This is a genomic window from Micromonospora sp. NRRL B-16802, from assembly GCF_001279555.1.
Lineage (GTDB): Bacteria > Actinomycetota > Actinomycetes > Mycobacteriales > Micromonosporaceae > Micromonospora > Micromonospora profundi.
On record NZ_LGEB01000001.1, the window covers coordinates 538,945 to 558,661 of the forward strand.

Below are 19,717 nucleotides of genomic sequence, written 5' to 3' on the forward strand. Positions count from 1 at the left end.
TATCCTACGGGACGTGTCCTCGGCGTCCCCACCCACGCCGCGAGAGCAGGTAGCCGTGCCCGTCTTCACCGCACACACCGCCGACACCGCGCCCGCCGCCGCCCGGCGGACCATCGAGGGGGTACGCCGTCGGTTCGGCTGGCTGCCCGCTCCGGTTGCCCTGATGGCCGAGTCTCCCCAGCTGCTCAGCGGTTTCCTCACCGCCAACAAGGGCTTCGAACAGACCGACCTCTCGCCGCTGGAGCGGGAGGTCGTCGTGTTCGCCGTCGCCACCACCAACGAGTGCCACGTCTGCGTCGCCCTGCACACCGGCGCGCTCACCAGCCTCGGCGCGACGGCCGAGATGGTCACCGCGCTGCGCTCCGGGAGCCCGTTGCCCGAGCCGCGGCTGGAGGCGCTGCGCCGGTTCACGCTCGCCGTGCTCGACCACCGGGGAGCGGTGCCCGACGACGAGTTGGAGGACTTCCTGGTCGCCGGCTACCAACCTCGGCACGCGCTGGACGTGGTGCTCGGCGTAGGGACGTACACCATCTCGACATTCGCCAACCGGCTCACCCGCGCACCACTCGACCCGCCGCTGTCTCCCCACGCGTGGACGCCTGCGGCCTGACCCGCCGCCCAGGTCGCTCTTGATCCACTCGACTTCCGTGAAGCCGGCGTATCCCCGGCTGCCGGACACCCCGATTTCACGGAAGTCGAGTGGATCAAGGCTGCGGCCCCGGTCATCGCAGGTGTCACACCACCCGGCTTCGTCGGCGGGGCACCCGGTGCGGGAGACTGGGCGGCATGGCGGCTCGTGGCTTCCCCTACAACGATCTCAAGGACTTCCTCGCGGCGCTGGAGCGCGCTGGGGAACTACGCCGGGTCGACGTCCCTGTCGACCCCACCCTGGAGATCAGCGAGGTGGTCACCCGCACAGTGCGTGCCGGTGGGCCGGCGCTGCTCTTCGAACGTCCGACCCGGGGCGAAATGCCTGTGGCGATCAACCTGTTCGGCACCGAGAAGCGGATGGCCATGGCTCTCGGGGTGGAGAACCTCGACGAGATCGGCCAGCGGATCGGCGAGATGCTCAAGCCGGAGCTGCCGCAGGGCTTCTCGGGCATGATGGGCGGGCTCGGCAAGGTCATGCAGCTCAAGTCGATGCCGCCCAAGAAGGTCAAGACCGCCGCGTGCCAGCAGGTCGTCTACCGCGGCGACGACGTCGACCTCAACCGGCTGCCGGGGTTGCAGGTCTGGCCCGGTGACGGCGGGATCTTTCACAACTTCGGGCTGACCCACACGAAGGACCCGGAGACCGGCAAGCGCAACCTCGGGCTCTACCGGCTCCAGCAGCACTCGCACAACACGATCGGCATGCACTGGCAGATCCACAAGAACTCCACGGCGCACCACGCGGTCGCCGAGCGGCTCGGGCAGCGGCTGCCGGTTGCCATCGCCATCGGCGCCGACCCGGCGGTCGCCTACTCGGCCAGCGCGCCGCTTCCCGCCGAGATCGACGAGTACCTGTTCGCCGGGTACCTGCGGGGCGAGCGCGTCGAGATGGTGGACTGTCTGACCGTGCCGTTGCAGGTGCCGGCGCACGCGCAGATCGTGCTGGAGGGCTACATCGAACCGGGCGAGCGGATGCCGGAGGGGCCGTTCGGCGACCACACCGGCTTCTACACGCCTGTCGAGCCGTTCCCGGTGATGCACATCGAGTGCATGACCATGCAGCGCGACCCGGTCTACCACTCGATCGTCACGTCCCAGCCGCCGCAGGAGGACCACGGCCTCGGCAAGGCCACCGAGCGGATCTTCGCGCCGCTGCTGCGCTTCCTGATCCCGGACATCGTCGACTACGACCTTCCGGCCGCCGGTGTCTTCCACAACTGTGCGATCGTGTCGATCCGCAAGCGCTACCCGAAGCACGCGCAGAAGGTCATGAACGCGATCTGGGGCGCGCACATGATGTCGCTGACCAAGCTGATCGTGATCGTGGACGAGGACTGCGACGTCCACGACTACAACGAGGTGGCGTTCCGCGCCTTCGGCAACGTGGACTACGCCCGCGACCTGCTGCTCACCGAAGGGCCGGTCGACCACCTCGACCACGCTTCGTACCAGCAGTTCTGGGGTGGCAAGGCGGGCGTCGACGCGACCCGCAAGCTCCCCACCGAGGGCTACACCCGGGGCTGGCCGGAGGAGATGACCATGGCTCCCGAGGTGACGGCCCTGGTGGACAAGCGCTGGAAGGAGTACGGGATCTGATGCCCGTCGACGACTCCCGCGATCTTGCACTTTCGGCCCCCGATTCGCCCTCTTCCTCCCCTTCCGCCCCGGCAGAAAGTGCAAGATCGCGGGGGAGGGTGCGGGCGTTCCTGGACCTTGTCGCCATCGAGCACTCCGTTTTCGCGCTGCCGTTCGCCTTCCTGTCGGCGTTGACCGCCATGCAGGTCAACGGCGGGCGGGTGCGCTGGTGGGACCTGCTGCTGATCACCGTGGCCATGGTCGGGGCGCGGACGTTCGCGATGGCCGCCAACCGGATCCTCGACCGGCAGATCGACGCGCGGAACCCGCGTACCGCCGGACGGGAACTGGTCACCGGGGCGGTGAGCGTGCGCACGGCCTGGACCGGCGCGGCCGTCGCGCTTGTCGTCTTCCTCGGTGCCGCCGCGCTGCTCAACCCGCTCTGCCTTGTGCTGGCGCCGCTCGCCGTGGTGCCGCTCGTGGTCTATCCGTACGGCAAGCGGTTCACCAACTGGCCGCACGCCATCCTGGCGATCGCCCAGGCGGTCGGGCCGGTCGGCGCGTGGCTCGCGGTCACCGGCACCCTCGACGGGTCCTGGCCGGCATGGTTGCTCGGTGCGGCGGTCGGGCTGTGGATCGGCGGCTTCGACCTGATCTACGCCTGCCAGGACTCCGAGATCGACAAGGAGATCGGCGTGCACAGCGTGCCTGCCCGCTACGGCAGGCGCTTCGCGCTGCACGCCTCCACAGTGGCGCACGTGGTGACCTTCGGGCTCTTCGTGTGGTTCGGGGCGCTTGTCGGGTTCGGCTGGCTCTGGTGGGTCGGCCTGGCGCTTACCGCCGTGGCGTTCGCCTACCAGCACCTGGTTGTCACCCCGACCGACCTCAGCAAGGTCAATCGGGCGTTCTTCACCGCCAACGGGTTCGTCGGCATCGCGCTGTTCGTGTTCGCCCTGCTCGACCTGGTGATCCGGCTCGGCCTGCGCCCCTGACAGCGGTGACAGCGACAGGCGGCGGCGGTGCTCTCGGCACCGCCGCCGTTCGCGTGCCGCGACCCACATTGTTCTAACAACACTAGAACAAGTATTCTTTGAGCGTGCTCTTCCGCATCGACCCCTCGCTCGACGAGACGCTGTTCGCCCAGCTCGTCACTCAGGTACGCCTCGCCGTGGCCCAGGGCGTGCTCCAGCCCGGCGAACGGCTGCCCGCCGCCCGCGAGCTCGCCGCGTCGCTCGATCTCAACGTGCACACAGTCCTGCGGGCCTACCAACTGCTCCGGGACGACGGGCTGATCGAGCTGCGACGCGGACGCGGGGCCATCGTCACCGCCCGGCCCGCAGCCGACCACGCCAAGCTGCTGGCCGCCATCGACGAGGTCGTACGCGAGGCGCGCGCTCTGCACTTCTCCCCGGAAGCCACAGCCACACTCCTCAAGGAGGCGTTCTCATCATGACCACCGGCACCGAGTCCGCCCGCCCCCTGCACCTGCGGATGCGCCCCGTCGGCCTGGCGGTCACCATCTCCGGGCTCGTGATCCTTGCCGTGGCCGCCGCTGTGGCCCTCTCCTGGCGTGGCGACCTGCCCGACCCGGTGGCGACACACTGGGGAGCCCAGGGCCGGCCCGACGGCTTCATGTCCCTCGGTGCGTTCCTCTGGGCCTGCTCCGGCCTGGGCGCTCTCCTGGTGCTCGGCTTCGGCGCGGTCACCACGCTGTGGGGGCAGTCGGCTGGCAGCCGCCGCATCGGCGCGGCCACCACCATCTGGGTGGCGCTCTTTCTCGCCCTCGTGCAGCTCGGCGCGCTGCACGTCCAGCGCGGGCTGACCGACGCGCGCGGTGCCGGCGAGATCGGTGGTGCGCTCACAGTGGCGATCGTCGGCTCCCTCGTGCCGGCCGTACTCGTCGGCGTGCTCCTGCCCGGTGACCCGCCGCAGCCGGCGGATGCCCCCGTCGCGCCCGAGGCACCCCGCGTCCCCCTGTCGGCGAGCGAGCGGGCGGTCTGGATCGGGCACACCGGCACCGGGCCGGGTATCGCCCTGGGTGCCGTAGCCATCGTCGTCCTGGTCACGCTCGCCGTCGTCAGCGGCGTGTGGGGCCTGCTGATCGTCGCGGCGCTGCTGGTCGGGGTCTTCGTGGCGATGTTCGCCTTCACCGTCCGGGTCGACGAGAGCGGACTGCTGGTCCGGTCGTCGGCAGGCTGGCCGCGTACCCACGTCCCCATCGACGAGGTGCTACGCGCCAGCTCCGTCCAGGTCCACCCGCTGCGCGAGTTCGGCGGCTGGGGCTGGCGGGTGGGCCGCGGCGGCCGGGTCGGCATCGTCCTGCGGACCGGCGAGGGTCTGCTTGTCGAGCGGACCGGCGGGCGCTCGATCGTCGTCACGGTGGCCGACGCCGGCACCGCTGCCGCGCTGCTCAACACCCTCGCCGATCGGCACCGCCAGGCCCTGTGACCCGGCGGCGCATCCCCGGTCAGCTCCGGGACGCCGAGTACCTGTCACTCTCCAGCGACCAGTCGATCGTGCCACGCACCGAGCGGGCGATTCCCTCCACGTGCGCGGCGACAGCCGGGGCCAGCTCGGGGCCGAAGGACGGCATCGTGGCCCGCAGCTCCATGAACCGGCCCATCGCCGTACGCCAGCGGTCCACCACAGCCTCCACGGCCCGCTCGTGCGGCACGTGCTGCTCCCGCGCGATGGCAAGCACCAGGTTGTGCCCGCCCGAGGTGGCCCGGTCCCTCTCCAACGACACCAGGTCGTTGAACCAGGAGAGCAGGTCGTTGCCGGCGGCAGCCAGCTCCCGCAGCGCCGGGTGGTGGTAGACGGCGTCCGGCAGCGCGTGACCGGTCACAAACTCGATCATGGTGTACGACACGTACGCCGCCGAGGTGGCCCGGCGCAGCGCGACGTACTCGGTAATCCCGGGAAGGTGGCCCCGGGTCTTGTTGTCCGCCTCCGTGCGGTTGCCGGCCAGGTGGTCGGCCACGGCGTCGGCGAAACGCTGCTGCCAGGGCTGTGGCATCCGCGCCCTCGGGGCTTGCCACGCGTCCACGAGCATCTGTCGTAGCGGGCCCCGGAACCCGGCCGGGCGGACGTGAGGGCCCTGGCGCAGCACCTCGAGGACCCCGTCCCGCAGTGCCGCGACGTCCGCCCCGCTGGCGCGGTGTGGCCCGTCGCAGGCGTCGTCGAGCAGGAAGAACCAGGTCCACAGCGCGGCGACCGTACGCAGGTCTGCGGCGCTGGCCTCGGGATAGAGCCGGCCGGCATACCAGGCGATGCGGCCGGCGTCCAGCTCACGCAGGGCGACGTCGTCCAGGGGCAGGCCGAAGCGTCGTACCCAGCCGGCCAGCCACACCTGGGTCGCCTGCGCGTGCGGGGAGCACCGTGAGGGAAGGGGGCATTCGGCCCGTAGCGTGCGGGCTGCCGCCGCCGTCATCGGTCGTACCGCCCCTCGGGTCGCTGCACAGCGGTGATCCTCCCCGTCCGAGCATGGCAGAAGTCAGGTGCCGATGATGTCCCCCGTGTGGGCACGGCGGAGGGGCCAGGGCGGGGGTCACGGCGCGGCGCATGCGCGGACCAGGCAGGCTTGGGGCATGCGCGAACCATGGGTGGTCGGTGTGTCCGGAGCCTCCGGAACGCCGTACGCGGCGGCGGTCATCGGCGGGCTCCTGGACGCGGGGGAGTCGGTGGACCTGATCGTGTCCCGGGCGGCGCGACTCACAGTGCTCGACGAGACCGGCCGGCCGTTCCGCGACGCGCACTGGGCCGAAGACCTCGCGGCCTGGCTCGGCCGGGACCTGACCGGCGCGGACGTGCGGCACTGGCCGGCGGGTGACCTGGCGGCCGGGCCGAGCAGCGGCTCCTACCGGGTACGCGGAATGGCAGTGGTGCCGGCCAGCACGGCGGCGTGCGCGGGCATCGCGATCGGGCTCTCCAAGGATCTGTTGCAGCGTGCCGCCGAGGTGAACCTCAAGGAGCGTCGACCTGTGGTGGTGGTGCCCCGGGAGACCCCTGTGACGCGCAGCCACCTGGAACATCTCATCGAACTGCACGACGCCGGTGCCGTGGTGCTGCCGGCGAGCCCAGGTTTCTACGGCGCGGGCGCGGCGGCGAGCGCACAGCAGTTGGTCGACTTCGTGGCCGGCAAGGTACTGGACGCGCTCGGCGTGCCACACACCCTGTTCCGGCGGTGGTCCGGTCAGCTCGGCGCGAGCCGGAGCTGAGCATTCCGCACAGCCTGCCCGGTCACGCCGGCAGACGGGCCGTCATTGCGGGACGCGGACCGGACTGGCGCCCGGTCCGCGTGACGATGTCCGCACCAGTTCAGTACATGCCCGCGTTGGCCGGACCCGGCCCTGTGGATGCGGCCGGACCCACGTTGCGTGGCTTTCCGACCTCGTCCACCTCGTCAAGCATGCCCTCCCCCTCAAGCAGGGCTCGCACCTCGGATTCCCGAAAACGGCGATGCCCGCCTGGAGTCCGGATGCTTCCTATCCGGCCGGCCGCCGCCCATCGCGTCACAGTCTTCGGGTCCACCCGAAACAGCGCGGCGACCTCACCCGGTGTCAGCAGGCGATCTCCAGTGTCCACAGCCCCCTCCTCGCGTCGACGAAGCCCCTGGCTGAACACACTGCCCCCGGCTGGTGCGAGCCCAGAGCCGTCATGAGGGACGTATGGCAATTACAGCACCAGGGACCTGGCCTGTCCGCCAAACGCGAAAAATGCACTGAGTGGGAAGTTAGTAAATGGTACTGGTGCAACCCCTGCCTTGACAGTCGGTTTGTGAACAGTCACTCACTGTTCTGTCCAACGGGTGCCGGAGGCATCGCGTTACGCCCAACCCGTTAAGGTCACTCTCCGTGGACGCCATCGACCTGAGTCTCGTCGATCTGTTGCGCGGCAACGCCCGCCTCTCGTACGCCGAACTGGCCCGGCAGGTGGGCCTCTCCGCCCCCGCCGTCCACGAGCGTGTCGGCAAGCTGGAGAGCAACGGCGTGATCCGCGGCTACCGCGCCGACGTGGCACCCGAGTCGATCGGGCTGGGCGTCACGGCACTGATCGGCATCGTCGAGGACTCCGGCGCCGACTCCGACGACATGCTGGAATCGCTGCGGGTGCTGCCCGAGATCGAGTCCTGCTACTTCATGGCGGGCGTCGAGTCGTTCCTGCTCAAGGCGCGGGTCGGCACGATCGCCGAGTTGGAGCAGCTGATCGTGCGGCTGAACCGGACCCCCGGGGTCGCCTCCACCCGCACCGCCATCGCCCTGTCGACCAAGTGGGAGAACCGCCCTCAGCCGGTCGGCCAACCGCCCGCCTGACCCGCGTACCCCCTGGTGTCGGGCCGCCGTGCGGCGGTAACGTGCGCCGATGACCTCGCCGGGACCCGGAGTGGCCGTGGTGACAGGGGCCGCCGGCGGCCTGGGCCGCGCCGTCGCCGCCGCGCTGCACGCCGACGGCTGGCCGGTGCTGCTCACCGACCTCGACCCGGACGCGGCAGCCGCTGCCGCCGCGCCGCTCGGCGGCTGGTCGGCAGCCCTGGACGTCCGCGACGAGGCCGCCTGCGCCGAGATCGCGGCGACCGCCGCGAGCCGGGGCGACCTCGGCCTCTGGGTCAACAACGCGGGCATCCTGGTCACCGGGCACTCCTGGGAGCACGACGGGCCGACCCGCCGCCGCGTGTTCGACGTCAACACCCACGGGGCCATCAACGGGACGCTGGCCGCGCTCGCTGTGATGCGCGGGCAGGGTCACGGCCACGTCCTGAACATCGTCTCGCTGGCCGGGCTCATCGCCGCGCCCGGCGAGACGGTGTACGCCGCCAGCAAGCACGCCCTGCTGGCGTTCAGCCTCGGCACGCTGAGCGACCTGCGGATGGCCGGGTACGGGCGGGTGCACGTCTCCTGCCTCTGCCCGGACGGCATCTGGACGCCGATGCTGCACGACCGGCTGGACGACCCCGGCGCGGCGGCCTCGTTCACCGGGTCGATGCTGACCCCGCAGCGGGTGGCCGCCAGGGCCGCCCGACTGGCACGCCGACCACGCCCGGTCGTCAGCCTGCCCCGCTGGCGCGGCGCCCAGGTCCGGCTTCTGGATACCCTGCCCCGGCTGGCCGTCGGGCTGACCCCCCTCGTCCAGGCCGTCGGCCGGGCCGGACAACGCCGCCAAAGCCGACGAACTGCCCCAACGGACCGGAACTGACCACCGCATGCCTGCTTGCTAGGTTTCCGGCGTGACTCATCTCGACAGGTGCGACGAGGCCAGCCGCAGCTGGGTGACCGAGGCCATCGCCGCCGTCGAGGCGGACGCGAACCGCTCGGCCGACACCCACCTGCTGCCGTTTCCGCTGCCCCGCTCCTGGGGGATCGACCTGTACCTCAAGGACGAGTCGTCACACCCCACCGGCTCGCTCAAGCACCGGCTGGCCCGCTCGCTCTTCCTCTACGGGCTCTGCAACGGCTGGATCGGGCCGCGCACGACGATCATCGAGGCGTCCTCTGGCTCCACGGCGGTCTCCGAGGCGTACTTCGCGCGGATGCTCGGGCTGCCGTTCATCGCCGTGATGCCCGCCTCCACGTCACCGGAGAAGATCGCGCAGATCGAGTTCCAGGGCGGTCGGTGTCACCTGGTGGACGATCCGGCGAGCGTCGTGGTCGAGGCCCGCTGGCTGGCCGAGGACTCCGGCGGTCACTTCATGGACCAGTTCACGTACGCCGAGCGGGCCACCGACTGGCGGGGCAACAACAACATCGCCGAGTCGATCTACGCGCAGTTGGAGCTGGAACGGCACCCCATCCCGGCCTGGGTGGTGGTGGGCGCCGGCACCGGTGGCACCAGCGCGACCGTCGGCCGGTACGCCCGCTACCGCCGGCTGTCCACCAAGCTCTGCGTGGTGGACCCGGAGAACTCCGCCTTCTATCCGGCCTGGCTGGCGGCCGACTGGTCGGTGGAGACCGGCAAAGGTTCCCGCATCGAGGGGATCGGTCGTCCCACAGTAGAGGCGTCCTTCGTACCCGCCGTGGTGGACCGGATGGTCCAGGTGCCGGACGCGGCCTCGCTCGCCGCCATGCGCGCCGGGTCGGCGGTGCTCGGCCGCCGGGTCGGCGGCTCCACCGGCACCAACCTGTGGGGCGCCTTCGGTCTGATCGCCGAGATGATCGCCGAGGGCCGGACCGGCTCGGTCGTCACACTGATCTGCGACCCCGGTGACAGGTACGCCGACACGTACTACGCCGACGACTGGTTGGCCGCGCAGGGCCTCGACCTGGCACCGCACGCGGCCACCATCGACCGTTTCCTGTCCAGCGGCACCTGGGCGCCGTGAACGTGCTCGCCTAGCGCGGGTCGATGCGCTCGGCCAGCCCGGGGTAGCGCACCACGTAGCCGTCGGCGTCCACGTCGATGTCGGCGGTGAACGTGCCGCTGGCGAACCGTACGCGGCCCGGCCCGATCCCGGTGTAGATCTGCTCGGCCGGTACCACCTCCAGGCCCGGCAGCAGCACCCAGGCGACGGTGATCCGCCGTGGCATGTCGGCCGGAGTGCCGGCCAGCCCGAGCCGGCGCACCGGCAGCGCGTTGAACAGCGGTGAACCACTCAGGTCCACGTCGATCGCGTCGCCAAGCCGGTCCGGATCGTCGGTGCCCGGCAGGCCGGCCCGGTGATGCCCGGCCGCGACAAGCGCCGCGTCCAGGTCACCCTGCTCGGCGGTGGTCACCCGCCACCGGCCCGCCGCCCGCTCCAACGTCACCCTGCGCATCCAGCCCGAACCCTCGGCTTCGACCTCGACGCGGGACGCGCTCCAGTCGGCCGCGGTGGCCACCTGGTAGCGGGCCGTGAAGGGCACCGGGTCGACCGCCAGCAACGTGCCCCGGGCCGACAACCCGTTCCTGTCGTCGAGCAGGGCCTGCTCACTGCCGGCGGTGTCCGTTCGGGACCAGAAGATCGACTTCGGCATGGTCGCCATGAGCCGGACGTTACGCGACCGCGCCGCCCTTGGCAGCGCATGCGCGAACGCCGCCGCGGAGCAAGGCTCCGCGGCGGCGTCCGTCAGTTCAAATGATCAGTGGGTACGCGCCGGCGGACGCCCGCCGAAGCCGCGCCGGTCATCCCGCGGCCGGTCGTCACGTGGCCGGTCGTCCCGAGTACGACCCTCGGGGCGGTAACCACCCCGGGTGTCCCGGTCCGCGAAACGCCGCTCGCCGGCCGGCCGGTCACCCCGGTCAGCCTGCGGGCGGTCACCGAAGCGCCGCTCGCCGGTGGGACGGTCGCCGTACTGCCGGTCGCCGTAGCGCCGCTCACCCTGCGGACGGTCACCGTAACCGCGCTCGCCGCTGGGCCGGTCGCCGTACTGCCGGTCGCCGGTGGGACGGTCGCTGTAGCGGCGCTCGCCGGTCGGCCGGTCGCCGTACTGCCTGTCACCCTGCGGTCGGTCGCCGAAGCGCCGCTCGCCACCAGGACGGTCGCCCCGGTCACCGAACTGCTGACGATCGCCGAAGCGGCGCTCACCGGTGGGCCGGTCGCCGTAGCCCCGGCTGTCCCGGTCGGCGTAGCCACGCTCGCCCTGCGGGCGGTCGCCGTAGCCACGCTCGCCGGTCGGACGGTTGCCGTACTGCCGGTCGCCGGTCGGGCGGTCGCCGAAGCGCCGCTCACCGGTGGGGCGGTCACCGTAGCGCCGCTCGCCCTGCGGACGGTCGCCGAAGCGGCGCGGACCGCCGGAACGGTCGTCGAAGCGGCGCGAGCCGCCGGAGCGGTCGCCGTAGCCCCGAGGCTCCGCCTCCACCCGGACCGGGACGCCGCTGGGCTCGCGGGCACCGATCAACTCGGCCAGCACCGGGTCGCCGAGCCGGACCCGGGCCTCGGCCGGTTCCACGCCGGCCTTCTCCAACATGGCGAGGGTCGTACGACGCTGCTTGGGAAGCACCAACGTGGCGACCGCGCCCGACTCGCCGGCGCGGGCGGTGCGCCCGGCACGGTGCAGGTAGTCCTTCGGGTCCTTCGGCGGGTCGACGTGCAACACGAGGGTCACCCCGTCGACGTGGATGCCGCGCGCCGCCACGTCCGTGGCGACCAGGACGTTCATCCGACCCTCACGGAACTCGGCGAGGGTCTTCGTCCGCATCCGCTGGGTCTTGCCGCCGTGCAGCCCACCGGCGCGTACGCCGACGGCCGCGAGCTGCTCGACAAGCCGGTCCACACCCAGTTGGGTACGTGCGAAGACCATGGTCCGGCCGTCACGGGCGGCGATCGAGGCGGCCACCGGGAACTTCTCGTGCGGCGGGATCAGCAGCATGTGGTGGTCCATGGTGGACACCGATGCGGTCGACGGCGCGGTGGAGTGGGTCACCGGGTCGTTCATGAACCGCCGGACCAGCGCGTCGACGTCGCCGTCGAGGGTGGCAGAGAAGAGCAGACGCTGACTACCGGCGGGCGTCTTCGCCAGCAGTTCGGTCACCTCGGGCAGGAAGCCCATGTCGGCCATCTGGTCGGCCTCGTCGAGCACCGTGACCTCGACGTCGTCGAGCTGGCAGATGCCCCGCTCGATCAGGTCGCCGAGCCGGCCCGGGGTCGCCACGATGATCTCCACGCCGCGTCGGAGCGCGTCGATCTGGCGGTCGTACGGAACCCCGCCGACGGCGGTCTTGAGGAAGATGCCGACGGCCTTGCCCAGCGGCACCAAGGCGTCGTTGACCTGCATGGCCAGCTCGCGGGTGGGGACCAGGACCAGGGCGCGGGGCCGCAGTGGCCGGGCCCGGTTGCGGTTGGCGAGCCGGGCGATCATCGGCAGGCCGAAGGCGAGCGTCTTGCCCGACCCGGTCTGCCCACGGCCCAGGACGTCCCGGCCTGCGAGCGCGTCCGGAACGGTGGCCCGCTGGATCTCGAACGGGGAGGTGATGCCCTGCCGGGCCAGCGCGCGAACCAACGGCTCGGGCAGGCCGAGGCCGGCGAAGCCGACCGCCTCGATGATCTCGGGCGACGTGGGCTCGACGGCCGTGGCCCCGCCCGGAGCAGTCTCGGTCGGGTCGATGGAGGTCGCTGCCGGCGCGGCCTGAGCCGGGGCGGCGTCGGGGGTTGCCGGGGCGGCGTCGCGCGCCACGGCACTGGGGTCGAAAACGGTCGGAACGTTGCTGGTGTCAGCAGAGGTGGTCAACAAATGCCTTTCGAGCGGGGCGCATCTTCGCGATGGCCTGCCGCGGCTGTGCCGCCGGATCGCCCGCAAGACCGCCCAGGGGCGCGCACCACACGCGCCGGGTCAGTGATCCTGACCAGTGTACGGCCGTTCGCCAGACTCGCCAGCGGGTTGCCCGACCGTAGTGGGCGGACTCACCATCGTCGCTGCTGAACGGCTCAGCCGCTGAGGACGCTGCCGACCAGGCTGTCCATGGCGTCGCCCGCCAGCAGGACGACGAGCACGCTGATCGCCACCAGCAGCCCCAGAGCCGCGATCAGGACGATCACCACGCGCGTGTTGCGGGACGGTTCGGCCGGTGTGTCCGCCCAGCCCTGGGCCAGAATGTGCCCGGTCAGTGAGCCGGAATTCTCCACCGCCGCGTTCGCCGGAAGCGCAATCGTGGCGAAGCCCGGCCCCTCACCGCCGCCGTAGACGGTGCCCGACAGATCCGAGCGGCCGTCGCGCTTCCCGTGCTGCGCACCGGCCGCCGCCGTACCCCGCGTGGCGCGTTCACCCGCCGGATAGGTCGAGGACGTGGCGGCTCGGGACCCGCCGACGCCACCTGGTGCGGGAGCGCTGACTGGTGTGGGGGCGCCAGTGGTCGACGGGGGCCAACTGGGCAGTGCGGGTGCGGGCACCACGGGCGCCGAGGCGGGCGCCTCGGCCCACGCGCCACCCGGCGCGGCCTGTGTTGCGCCGCCCGGAGTCGACGGAGTCGCAGCGTGGGTCGACGGCACCCCGGGAGAGGTCCACGGCACCCCGCTCGGGGTGCGCTGTGCGGTGTCGGGGGTGCGGTGTGCAGCCACCGGCTGGGCGGTCGCCGGCTGGGCCGTGTCCGGGGTCCGGCGCGCTGGTTGGTTGGCGGACGCCCAGCCGGCCGGCGGTGCGGAGACCGAGGCGGTGGCCCGTGCGCCCGGCGTACCCGTCATCGCCGGAGGTGGCGGAAACGGTGGTGCCGGCCTCGGGCCGGGCGGTGGCGCGGGCACCGGCGGGCCGGGCGGCGGCGCCGGAGGGCCGGGAACAGGCGGCGTCGGTGGGCCTGGAATGGGCGGCAGCGGCGAGGGCGGCGGCACCGGCGGACCCGGCACCGGCGGCGGCACAGGGCCGGGCGCTGGCGGGGTGGGCTCCGGCTTCGGCACCGGCCCGGGCGGGTACGGCCCGGGGCTGGGTGCCGGATCGGGCTCGCCGGGCCCGCTCGGCTCGGGCTCCGCAGGCGTCGGCTCCGGTGCCGACGGCGGAAGAGGCTCCGCGTGCTGCGCCGGCTCGGGGCTCGGACCGGACCGGTACACGGCGGGTGTGCCGGCGTGGGCTTGCGGCGTATCCCTGGTGGCGGACGTGAGGCGACTGCTGTCGGGCACCGTGGCGCTGGCCCGCGCCGAGGAGGCCGAGCCGTCCCGCTGGCCGGGCAGTGGGGTGCTGGCTGGGCTGGCCGAGCCCTTCGCCCGGTAGGTGGTAGCGGTGGCCGGGGCGCTGGCGGGGAGATCACCGGCCGGCGTGGACACGGTCGCGACACTGGCCCGCGCCCGCACCGGGCCGGCAGCCGCCGAACCTGGGCGGGCATCGCCGGCCGCTGGGCGCTCCACGTCCGCTTCGGGTGCGCTGCCGGCCGCGATGGTGCCGGCGGAGACGGCAGCACGGGCCGGGGCGTCAATCTCGGAGGCGGCCCCGGATTCAGCGGCGGCCCCGGATTCAGCTTTGGCGTTGGCGTCGGCTGCCGCCTCGGTGCCAGCAGCCGCCTCGGCTCTGGCTGCGGCGTCGGCGTCGGCGGAGTCTGCCGCGTCGGTAGCGGTCGCGGCACCTGCCGCAGCGCCGTCGGGATCGGAGCTGGCGGCGTCCGAACTGGCGGCGTCAGGGCTGGCGTCAGCGTCCGGGGCACCGTCGACGGCACTAGCGGCTGCCGGGTCGGCGGTGCCTGGCCTCGGCGGGTCGGCCCGATCCAGGACGGGGTCGACAGTCTCCGCCGGATCTCTCTGCTCGGCCATTTCCGCCCTCCGCGCCACGCTCGCACCCGCGCCCGTGACGTCGGACCGGATGTGCCTGGTTGTCACCGTGCCACAGATCGTCCCGAGCGGACAGCCAGAGGCGGCGGTGGCGGGTCAGCCGTCGGTGCTCGGGCTGCCCGTCGGGCTGGTGCTGGTGGACCCGCTCTTGCTGGTCTCGGGCGTGGCGGTCGTCGTTGCGGTGGCCGATGCGCTGGCCGGTGCCGTGGTCGGCGGCGGAGGCGTCGTCGTCGGCCTGCCGCCCGGGCCGCTCGTCGGGGTCGGCGTGGTGCCGCCCGTCGGCGTCGGCGTCGGGCTGGGCGTGGTCGGCGTGGTCGGTGTGGGAGTCGGCTTCGTCGTCGGCGTCGGCTTGGTGGTGGGGGTCGGCTTCGTGGTGGGCGTCGGCTTCGTCGGCGGAGCTGGCGGCACCGGCGGAACCGGCACTGTCGGTACGGCCGGTGCGGGCACCGCGCCGATCACCCGGGTGGCTGCGTAGAGCCGCGACCAGCGGACTACCGAGATCTTGACCACGTCGCCGGTGGTGGGCGCCTGCACCATCTTGCCGTTGCCGATGTACATGCCGACGTGGTGGATCGTGGTGTAACTGCTGCCTGAGGCGAAGAACAGCAGGTCGCCGGGGAGCAGTGCGCTCTGCGGCACCGTACGGGCCCGGGTGGCCGCGTACTGGTCGCGGGAGACCCGGGGCAGGTCGAAGTAGTCGGCACCCGGCGACCGGTACGCCGCCCACATCAGGCCGGAGCAGTCGAACGAATTCGGACCCTCCTCCGACCACTTGTACGGGTCGCCGAGCTGGGCGAGCGCGTACCGGACGGCGGCCAGCGCCCGCGGGTGCGCGGCCATCCCGTTTGTGCTCTGGCCGGCGACGTAACCCGCTCCGAGCTGCTGCTCGGTGGCTTCCTGCTGGCGTTCGAGCTCGATGAGCTGCGCCGCGTTGTTCTTGCGGAGGGTGACCAGGCTGGCCTCGGCGGTGCGCAGAGCCTTCTCGCCGGTGGTGAACTCCGCCTCGGCGGCCTCGAGCGCGGTCTTGGCGGCGGCGTGCGCCTCGTACGCCTTCTGCTCGCCGGCACGTGCCCGCGTCAGCTCACCGGCCACGCCGGCGGTGGCCCCCTCGACCTTTTCGCCACGGTTGATCCGTTGGAGGCGGCTCAACCCCTGAATGTCGTTGACGAAGTCGCCGGGCGGCAGCGCGGCGGCGGCCTTGACCGCGTCGGAGGCAGCCGAGTCGGCCGCCTGCTGGGCGCGGAGCACGGCGTCCTGCGCGGTCTCCAGCGCCTTGCCGGCGGCTTGGAGCTTGGCCTGCGCGTCGGTGCGTTTCTGCCGGCTCTGTAGTAACCCGTCACCGAGGAGGCCGACCTGACTCTCGGCGGCGGCGATCTGGGCGGCCAGCGGGCCGGCGCCGATGTTGACCACCGGCGGGACGGGGACGCCGGCGCCGGGTGCGCTGCCGGGCAGTCGAAGCTCACCGACCGCCGCGGGTCGGGAGCCGGTGTCCGGCACCGTGGCGGGCACTGCCGGATCGGCGTACGCGGGGGTGGCCAGCACGGCGGCGGCGATCGCGCCGAGCAGGGCGGCCCAGAGCTTCGGCCGCAGCACCGGCGAGATCACCGGGCTCCGTCGTCGCTGCCGTCGCCCGCGCTCGCTGTCGACCATTCCGCTCCCGTCCCGTGCTCGCCTCCGCGCTCGGTTGGGCGCGGCCGCCGGGACGGTACCAGTGTGAGTTCCGCCCCACCCTGTCTTACCGCACCCCGCCAACGTTGTCGATGCGTCGCCGGGTTACGGGAGGCTGAGAGTCTGTTGAGAGGGTCGTCGAGCCGGTTGGGCGGATCGCTGTCGCCGACCGTGCCGCCGCGAGTGCCGGAGCGCCGACGTACGCTCGACCGGGACCGCAGGTGGAAGGGACGTGCCATGGACGCCGGACTCAAGCGCGAGCTCGAAGCGAAGGTGTACGCCGGTGAACGGCTGACCCGGGAGGACGGGGTCGCGCTCTACGAGAGTGACGACCTGACCTGGTTGGGTCGGTTGGCGCACCACAAGCGCACCGAGCTGAACGGTGACCGGGTGATGTTCAACGTCAACCGGCACCTCAACCTGACGAACGTCTGTTCGGCGTCCTGTGCGTACTGCTCGTTCCAGCGCAAGCCGGGCGAGAAGGACGCGTACACGATGCGCATCGACGAGGCGGTCCGCAAGGCCAAGGAGATGGAGGGTGAGCAGCTCACCGAGCTGCACATCGTCAACGGCCTGCACCCGACGCTGCCGTGGCGTTACTACCCGAAGGTGCTGCGTGAGCTGAAGGCGGCGCTGCCGAACGTCAAGCTCAAGTGCTTCACAGCGACCGAGGTGCAGTGGTTCGAGAAGATCAGTGGCCTGAGCGCCGACGAGATCCTCGACGAGCTGATGGACGCCGGCCTGGAGTCGCTGACCGGCGGTGGCGCGGAGATCTTCGACTGGGAGGTCCGGCAGCACATCGTCGACCACGCCTGCCACTGGGAGGACTGGTCGCGCATCCACGCGCTGGCGCACAGCAAGGGCATGAAGACCCCGGCGACAATGCTGTACGGCCACATCGAGGAGCCCCGGCACCGCGTCGACCACGTGCTGCGGTTGCGGGAGTTGCAGGACGAGACGGGCGGCTTCGCGGTCTTCATCCCGCTGCGTTACCAGCACGACTTCGTGGACTCGGCGGACGGCAAGATCCGTAACCGGATCCAGGCGCGTACCACGATGGCGTCGCCGGCCGAGTCGCTGAAGACGTTCGCCGTCTCGCGGCTGCTGTTCGACAACGTTCCGCACCTGAAGAACTTCTGGGTGATGCACGGCCTCTCGGTGGCTCAGCTCTCGCTGAACTTCGGCGTGGACGACCTGGACGGCTCGGTGGTCGAATACAAGATCACCCATGACGCCGACTCGTACGGCACCCCGAACACGATGCACCGCGACGACCTGCTGCACCTGATCTGGGACGCCGGTTTCCAGCCGGTCGAGCGGGACACCCGCTACAACGTGGTTCGGGAGTACGACAAGGCGCCGTCGCTGGCCGAGCGCCGCGCCGAACCGCAGCAGGTCTGGGCCTGAGTCACCACGTACCCTCGCAGTCGATGACCGAGCAGCGCGAGTCCGAGAAGCAGGGCGGGTTTCCCCGTCGGGACGACCAGGGGCGTATCCGTACCCTGGCCGACCTGCTGGGCGTGTGCCTGGCCGGTCTGGTCATCGGCGTGCTGGCGCTCGTGGTGTTCGAGTTGGCGTTCGCCTCGTTCGGTGCCGGTGATTTCGGCAACACAAACGGTTGGCTGGCGGTGATCCTGCCGGCCTGGCTGTTCTGGGACGACTTCCGGGCGTGGGAGTTCGGTGCCGCCCGGGTGGTGGCGGCGCTTGTCGCGGCGGCTGTCGGTGTGGTCTCGGGTCTGCTGATCGCCGGGCTGGGCTCCGGGTTGCCGCCGCTGCTGTCCGGCGCGTTGGCGGCGGCGGCGTTCACCGTTGCGTACGCGGCTGTGTGGTTTACGGGCGTCCGCTGGTTGGCCCGCCGGACCGGCTGACCCCGACCGCCCGCCGGGTGGGTCGATCTTTCCGCCGCACGGCGGGCAAGCAAGGGAACGGAGTGGTGCAGGTGAGCGCGGCGGTCAAGTACACGCTGGGCCGGCTCGGGCTGTTCGTCGCCGTGCTGGCGGGCCTCTGGTTCGTCGACATGGACATCTTCCTGAAGCTGATTCTGGCGCTGGCGTTCTCCGCCGCGCTCTCCTTCTTCCTGCTGCGCGGCTTCCGGGACGAGATGGCCCAGGAGATGGCCGAAGCGGCGGAGCGCCGCCGTACGGAGAAGGAGCGCCTGCGCTCCGCCCTGGCCGGCGACGACCAGCCCTCGACCTCCGACCCCGACGCTGACAGCGATCCCCCCACGGACCGACCCTCGCGTTGATCAAAAGGTCCGCGTCACCAGGGAGGCTCTCCCCGTGACGCGGACCTCTTGATCACCCGCTACCAGTTCGTGGAACCGGCGACCCGGGGCCAGGGCTTTGAAACCGGCTTGATCAGGTACGCGATGCCGCCGGAGCCGCCCGAGACGCCGCCTGTGGCGTTGATGCGCTTGGTACGCAGCCAGATCTGCTCGAACTGGGCGCGCTTGTAGACGTTGCGCACCACGTCGTTGCTGGACGAGGCGGGGTCGTTGACGATCACGTCGCCCTCGGCGGTGAAGCCGACCACCACGAACAGGTGCCCTGAGGTGCCGTAGTTCGCCCCGTCCAGTTCACTGGCCAGGAAGGACTGACTGGTCACCACCGGGATGCCGGCGGCGATGAAACGCTCCAGCTCGTCAAGTGAGTGCAGTCTGGTGACCCGACCCTCCAGGCCGGGGAAACTGGCCGCGTACGCGGTGTTGAACGGCCAGTTGCCAGCGCCGTCGTACGCGTAGTCGAAGGTCATCCGCGCGGCGTGGTTGACGGTCGGGTCGGGGTAGGTCGGGTCCACCCAGGAGGTGTCGGCCGCCGACGGCTTACGCCCCCAGTACTCGACGACCATCTCCGTGGAGGTGGGCGAGCACCACGCCTCACCGCCACCGTCGTACTCGGGGTAGTGCCCGCTGTGCACGTTCTGCGAGTAGCGGGGCACCGGCAGCTCGACGCCCCAGGCGATGCGCCCGGCGCTCGGCGTGACTGTGAACCGGTCCGGCACTGTGGAACTCATGGCACCGAGCATCCGGACCACCGGCGCGGCGGTCTGCCCGGGCGCCCGGTAGAGGGTCAGCCGCAGTTGGTACGACCGCAGCAGCACACCGGCGGCGGCGTCGTCGATGCTGAACGTGTCGGTCCAGATCGTCGACCACGGATCGCCCTGCCTGTTGACGCTTGTCCGTTTGATGTCGGTGTCTCGGGAGGCCCAGCGACCCAGGACGTACCAGGGCGTCTGGTCGCCTGTGGTGTAGCTGCCCTGCATCTCCACCTGGATCCAGGTGCCGGCGGGGGTCTCGGCGTTCCAGGAGGCGATCAGCTCGGTGGCGTCGAAGCCGATCCGGGTGACCGGCGAGGTCCAGGTGCCGTACTCCCAGGTGCGTGTGGTGCCGGTGTGCGGGTCGGCGTACTCGATGGTGCCGGCCGGTCGGGCCAGGGTGACCCCGGATCGCGCGCCGGGCACGACGCGGGTGCCGGCCTGGCTGCCGCGGTGCCAGTCGGCGGGGCCGGACCAGTCCTGGAAGGTGATCTGCTCGTCGTGGGTGGGGGTGGGCGGTCGCCCCGCTGACGCGGGGGCCATGGTGGCGAGCAGGGTGAGCGCGCTGACGCCGGCGAGGGCGGCCGCGTGCAGGCGGGGTCTGGCCATGGGTGCTCCGCGGTGTCGAGA

19 protein-coding genes are annotated in these 19,717 nt (G+C 71.8%); 12 read left to right on the plus strand and 7 right to left on the minus strand.

The window, feature by feature from the left end; all coding sequences use genetic code 11:
* Positions 1-13: 13 nt before the first annotated feature.
* The 5 genes from ADK66_RS02555 (at position 14) to ADK66_RS02575 (ending at position 4,674) form a co-directional block, all read left to right on the plus strand.
* Positions 14-610 (plus strand): carboxymuconolactone decarboxylase family protein, encoded by a 597-nt coding sequence (locus ADK66_RS02555; protein WP_231639871.1) that lies wholly within the window; start codon positions 14-16, stop codon positions 608-610.
* A 176-nt stretch (positions 611-786) separates the two neighbouring features.
* Positions 787-2,247 carry a menaquinone biosynthesis decarboxylase gene (locus ADK66_RS02560; RefSeq protein WP_053652179.1) on the plus strand — a complete coding sequence of 487 codons (1,461 nt, stop codon included), beginning with the start codon at positions 787-789 and terminating at the stop codon, positions 2,245-2,247.
* A complete protein-coding gene (mqnP, locus tag ADK66_RS02565) occupies positions 2,247-3,218 on the plus strand; it encodes a menaquinone biosynthesis prenyltransferase MqnP (RefSeq protein WP_082377136.1) in 972 nt (323 codons plus the stop codon). The genes ADK66_RS02560 and mqnP overlap by 1 nt, the downstream gene beginning before the upstream one ends.
* 104 nt (positions 3,219-3,322) lie before the next feature.
* Positions 3,323-3,679, plus strand: coding sequence for a GntR family transcriptional regulator (locus tag ADK66_RS02570; RefSeq protein ID WP_053652183.1), 357 nt, complete (start codon positions 3,323-3,325; stop codon positions 3,677-3,679).
* Complete coding sequence (locus ADK66_RS02575; RefSeq protein ID WP_053652185.1) at positions 3,676-4,674, plus strand: DUF1648 domain-containing protein; 999 nt, start codon at positions 3,676-3,678, stop codon at positions 4,672-4,674. Before ADK66_RS02570 ends, ADK66_RS02575 begins: the two co-directional genes overlap by 4 nt.
* 19 nt (positions 4,675-4,693) lie before the next feature.
* Here ADK66_RS02575 and ADK66_RS02580 read toward each other — a convergent pair whose 3' ends face one another.
* Positions 4,694-5,656 carry a terpene synthase gene (locus tag ADK66_RS02580; RefSeq protein WP_053652186.1) on the minus strand — a complete coding sequence of 321 codons (963 nt, stop codon included), beginning with the start codon at positions 5,654-5,656 and terminating at the stop codon, positions 4,694-4,696.
* 157 nt (positions 5,657-5,813) lie between these two features.
* Between ADK66_RS02580 and ADK66_RS02585 the strand changes: the two genes are divergently transcribed.
* Positions 5,814-6,443, plus strand: coding sequence for a UbiX family flavin prenyltransferase (locus ADK66_RS02585; RefSeq protein ID WP_053652187.1), 630 nt, complete (start codon positions 5,814-5,816; stop codon positions 6,441-6,443).
* Positions 6,444-6,543: 100 nt separating this feature from the next.
* Here ADK66_RS02585 and ADK66_RS30435 read toward each other — a convergent pair whose 3' ends face one another.
* A complete protein-coding gene (locus ADK66_RS30435) occupies positions 6,544-6,810 on the minus strand; it encodes a BldC family transcriptional regulator (RefSeq protein ID WP_007454516.1) in 267 nt (88 codons plus the stop codon).
* A gap of 269 nt (positions 6,811-7,079) precedes the next feature.
* Here ADK66_RS30435 and ADK66_RS02590 point away from each other — a divergent pair, with 269 nt between their 5' ends.
* From ADK66_RS02590 to ADK66_RS02600, 3 genes are read left to right on the plus strand one after another with little or no spacing between them, the layout of a single operon-like run.
* Complete coding sequence (locus tag ADK66_RS02590; RefSeq protein WP_053652188.1) at positions 7,080-7,538, plus strand: Lrp/AsnC family transcriptional regulator; 459 nt, start codon at positions 7,080-7,082, stop codon at positions 7,536-7,538.
* 49 nt (positions 7,539-7,587) lie between these two features.
* Complete coding sequence (locus ADK66_RS02595; protein WP_053652189.1) at positions 7,588-8,418, plus strand: SDR family oxidoreductase; 831 nt, start codon at positions 7,588-7,590, stop codon at positions 8,416-8,418.
* 31 nt (positions 8,419-8,449) lie between these two features.
* Entirely contained in the window at positions 8,450-9,541 is a 1,092-nt protein-coding gene (locus ADK66_RS02600; RefSeq protein WP_053652190.1) for a PLP-dependent cysteine synthase family protein, read from the plus strand.
* A gap of 10 nt (positions 9,542-9,551) precedes the next feature.
* On the opposite strand, the gene ADK66_RS02605 is transcribed toward ADK66_RS02600, so the two are convergent.
* The 4 genes from ADK66_RS02605 to ADK66_RS02625 form a co-directional block, all read right to left on the minus strand.
* Positions 9,552-10,181 (minus strand): putative glycolipid-binding domain-containing protein, encoded by a 630-nt coding sequence (locus ADK66_RS02605; protein WP_369814748.1) that lies wholly within the window; start codon positions 10,179-10,181, stop codon positions 9,552-9,554.
* A gap of 96 nt (positions 10,182-10,277) precedes the next feature.
* Positions 10,278-12,311 carry a DEAD/DEAH box helicase gene (locus ADK66_RS02610; protein ID WP_369814752.1) on the minus strand — a complete coding sequence of 678 codons (2,034 nt, stop codon included), beginning with the start codon at positions 12,309-12,311 and terminating at the stop codon, positions 10,278-10,280.
* Between the two features lie 251 nt (positions 12,312-12,562).
* Complete coding sequence (locus tag ADK66_RS32120; RefSeq protein ID WP_157552141.1) at positions 12,563-14,368, minus strand: hypothetical protein; 1,806 nt, start codon at positions 14,366-14,368, stop codon at positions 12,563-12,565.
* A 114-nt stretch (positions 14,369-14,482) separates the two neighbouring features.
* Positions 14,483-16,036 (minus strand): C40 family peptidase, encoded by a 1,554-nt coding sequence (locus ADK66_RS02625; protein ID WP_053652192.1) that lies wholly within the window; start codon positions 16,034-16,036, stop codon positions 14,483-14,485.
* Positions 16,037-16,291: 255 nt separating this feature from the next.
* On the opposite strand from ADK66_RS02625, the gene mqnE reads away from it, so the two are divergent.
* The 3 genes from mqnE to ADK66_RS02640 all read left to right on the plus strand — a co-directional run bounded on the left by mqnE (position 16,292) and on the right by ADK66_RS02640 (position 18,299).
* Entirely contained in the window at positions 16,292-17,461 is a 1,170-nt protein-coding gene (gene mqnE, locus ADK66_RS02630; protein WP_053652193.1) for an aminofutalosine synthase MqnE, read from the plus strand.
* A gap of 23 nt (positions 17,462-17,484) precedes the next feature.
* Complete coding sequence (locus ADK66_RS02635; RefSeq protein WP_053652194.1) at positions 17,485-17,922, plus strand: hypothetical protein; 438 nt, start codon at positions 17,485-17,487, stop codon at positions 17,920-17,922.
* 71 nt (positions 17,923-17,993) lie between these two features.
* Positions 17,994-18,299 (plus strand): DUF4229 domain-containing protein, encoded by a 306-nt coding sequence (locus ADK66_RS02640; protein WP_053652364.1) that lies wholly within the window; start codon positions 17,994-17,996, stop codon positions 18,297-18,299.
* Between the two features lie 59 nt (positions 18,300-18,358).
* Here ADK66_RS02640 and ADK66_RS02645 read toward each other — a convergent pair whose 3' ends face one another.
* Positions 18,359-19,696, minus strand: coding sequence for a C39 family peptidase (locus ADK66_RS02645; RefSeq protein WP_053652195.1), 1,338 nt, complete (start codon positions 19,694-19,696; stop codon positions 18,359-18,361).
* Positions 19,697-19,717 lie beyond the last annotated feature (21 nt).

Bases quoted from the DNA above. Each gene is read 5' to 3' on its own strand.
- ADK66_RS02575 (WP_053652185.1), top strand. From the start codon at position 3,676: ATGACCACCGGCACCGAGTCCGCCCGCCCCCTGCACCTGCGGATGCGC.
- ADK66_RS02605 (WP_369814748.1), bottom strand. From the start codon at position 10,181: ATGGCGACCATGCCGAAGTCGATCTTCTGGTCCCGAACGGACACCGCC.
- ADK66_RS32120 (WP_157552141.1), bottom strand. From the start codon at position 14,368: ATGGCCGAGCAGAGAGATCCGGCGGAGACTGTCGACCCCGTCCTGGAT.
- mqnE (WP_053652193.1), top strand. From the start codon at position 16,292: ATGGACGCCGGACTCAAGCGCGAGCTCGAAGCGAAGGTGTACGCCGGT.
- ADK66_RS02635 (WP_053652194.1), top strand. From the start codon at position 17,485: ATGACCGAGCAGCGCGAGTCCGAGAAGCAGGGCGGGTTTCCCCGTCGG.
- ADK66_RS02560 (WP_053652179.1), top strand. From the start codon at position 787: ATGGCGGCTCGTGGCTTCCCCTACAACGATCTCAAGGACTTCCTCGCG.
- ADK66_RS02585 (WP_053652187.1), top strand. From the start codon at position 5,814: ATGCGCGAACCATGGGTGGTCGGTGTGTCCGGAGCCTCCGGAACGCCG.
- mqnP (WP_082377136.1), top strand. From the start codon at position 2,247: ATGCCCGTCGACGACTCCCGCGATCTTGCACTTTCGGCCCCCGATTCG.
- ADK66_RS02580 (WP_053652186.1), bottom strand. From the start codon at position 5,656: ATGACGGCGGCGGCAGCCCGCACGCTACGGGCCGAATGCCCCCTTCCC.
- ADK66_RS02645 (WP_053652195.1), bottom strand. From the start codon at position 19,696: ATGGCCAGACCCCGCCTGCACGCGGCCGCCCTCGCCGGCGTCAGCGCG.
- ADK66_RS02625 (WP_053652192.1), bottom strand. From the start codon at position 16,036: ATGGTCGACAGCGAGCGCGGGCGACGGCAGCGACGACGGAGCCCGGTG.
- ADK66_RS02595 (WP_053652189.1), top strand. From the start codon at position 7,588: ATGACCTCGCCGGGACCCGGAGTGGCCGTGGTGACAGGGGCCGCCGGC.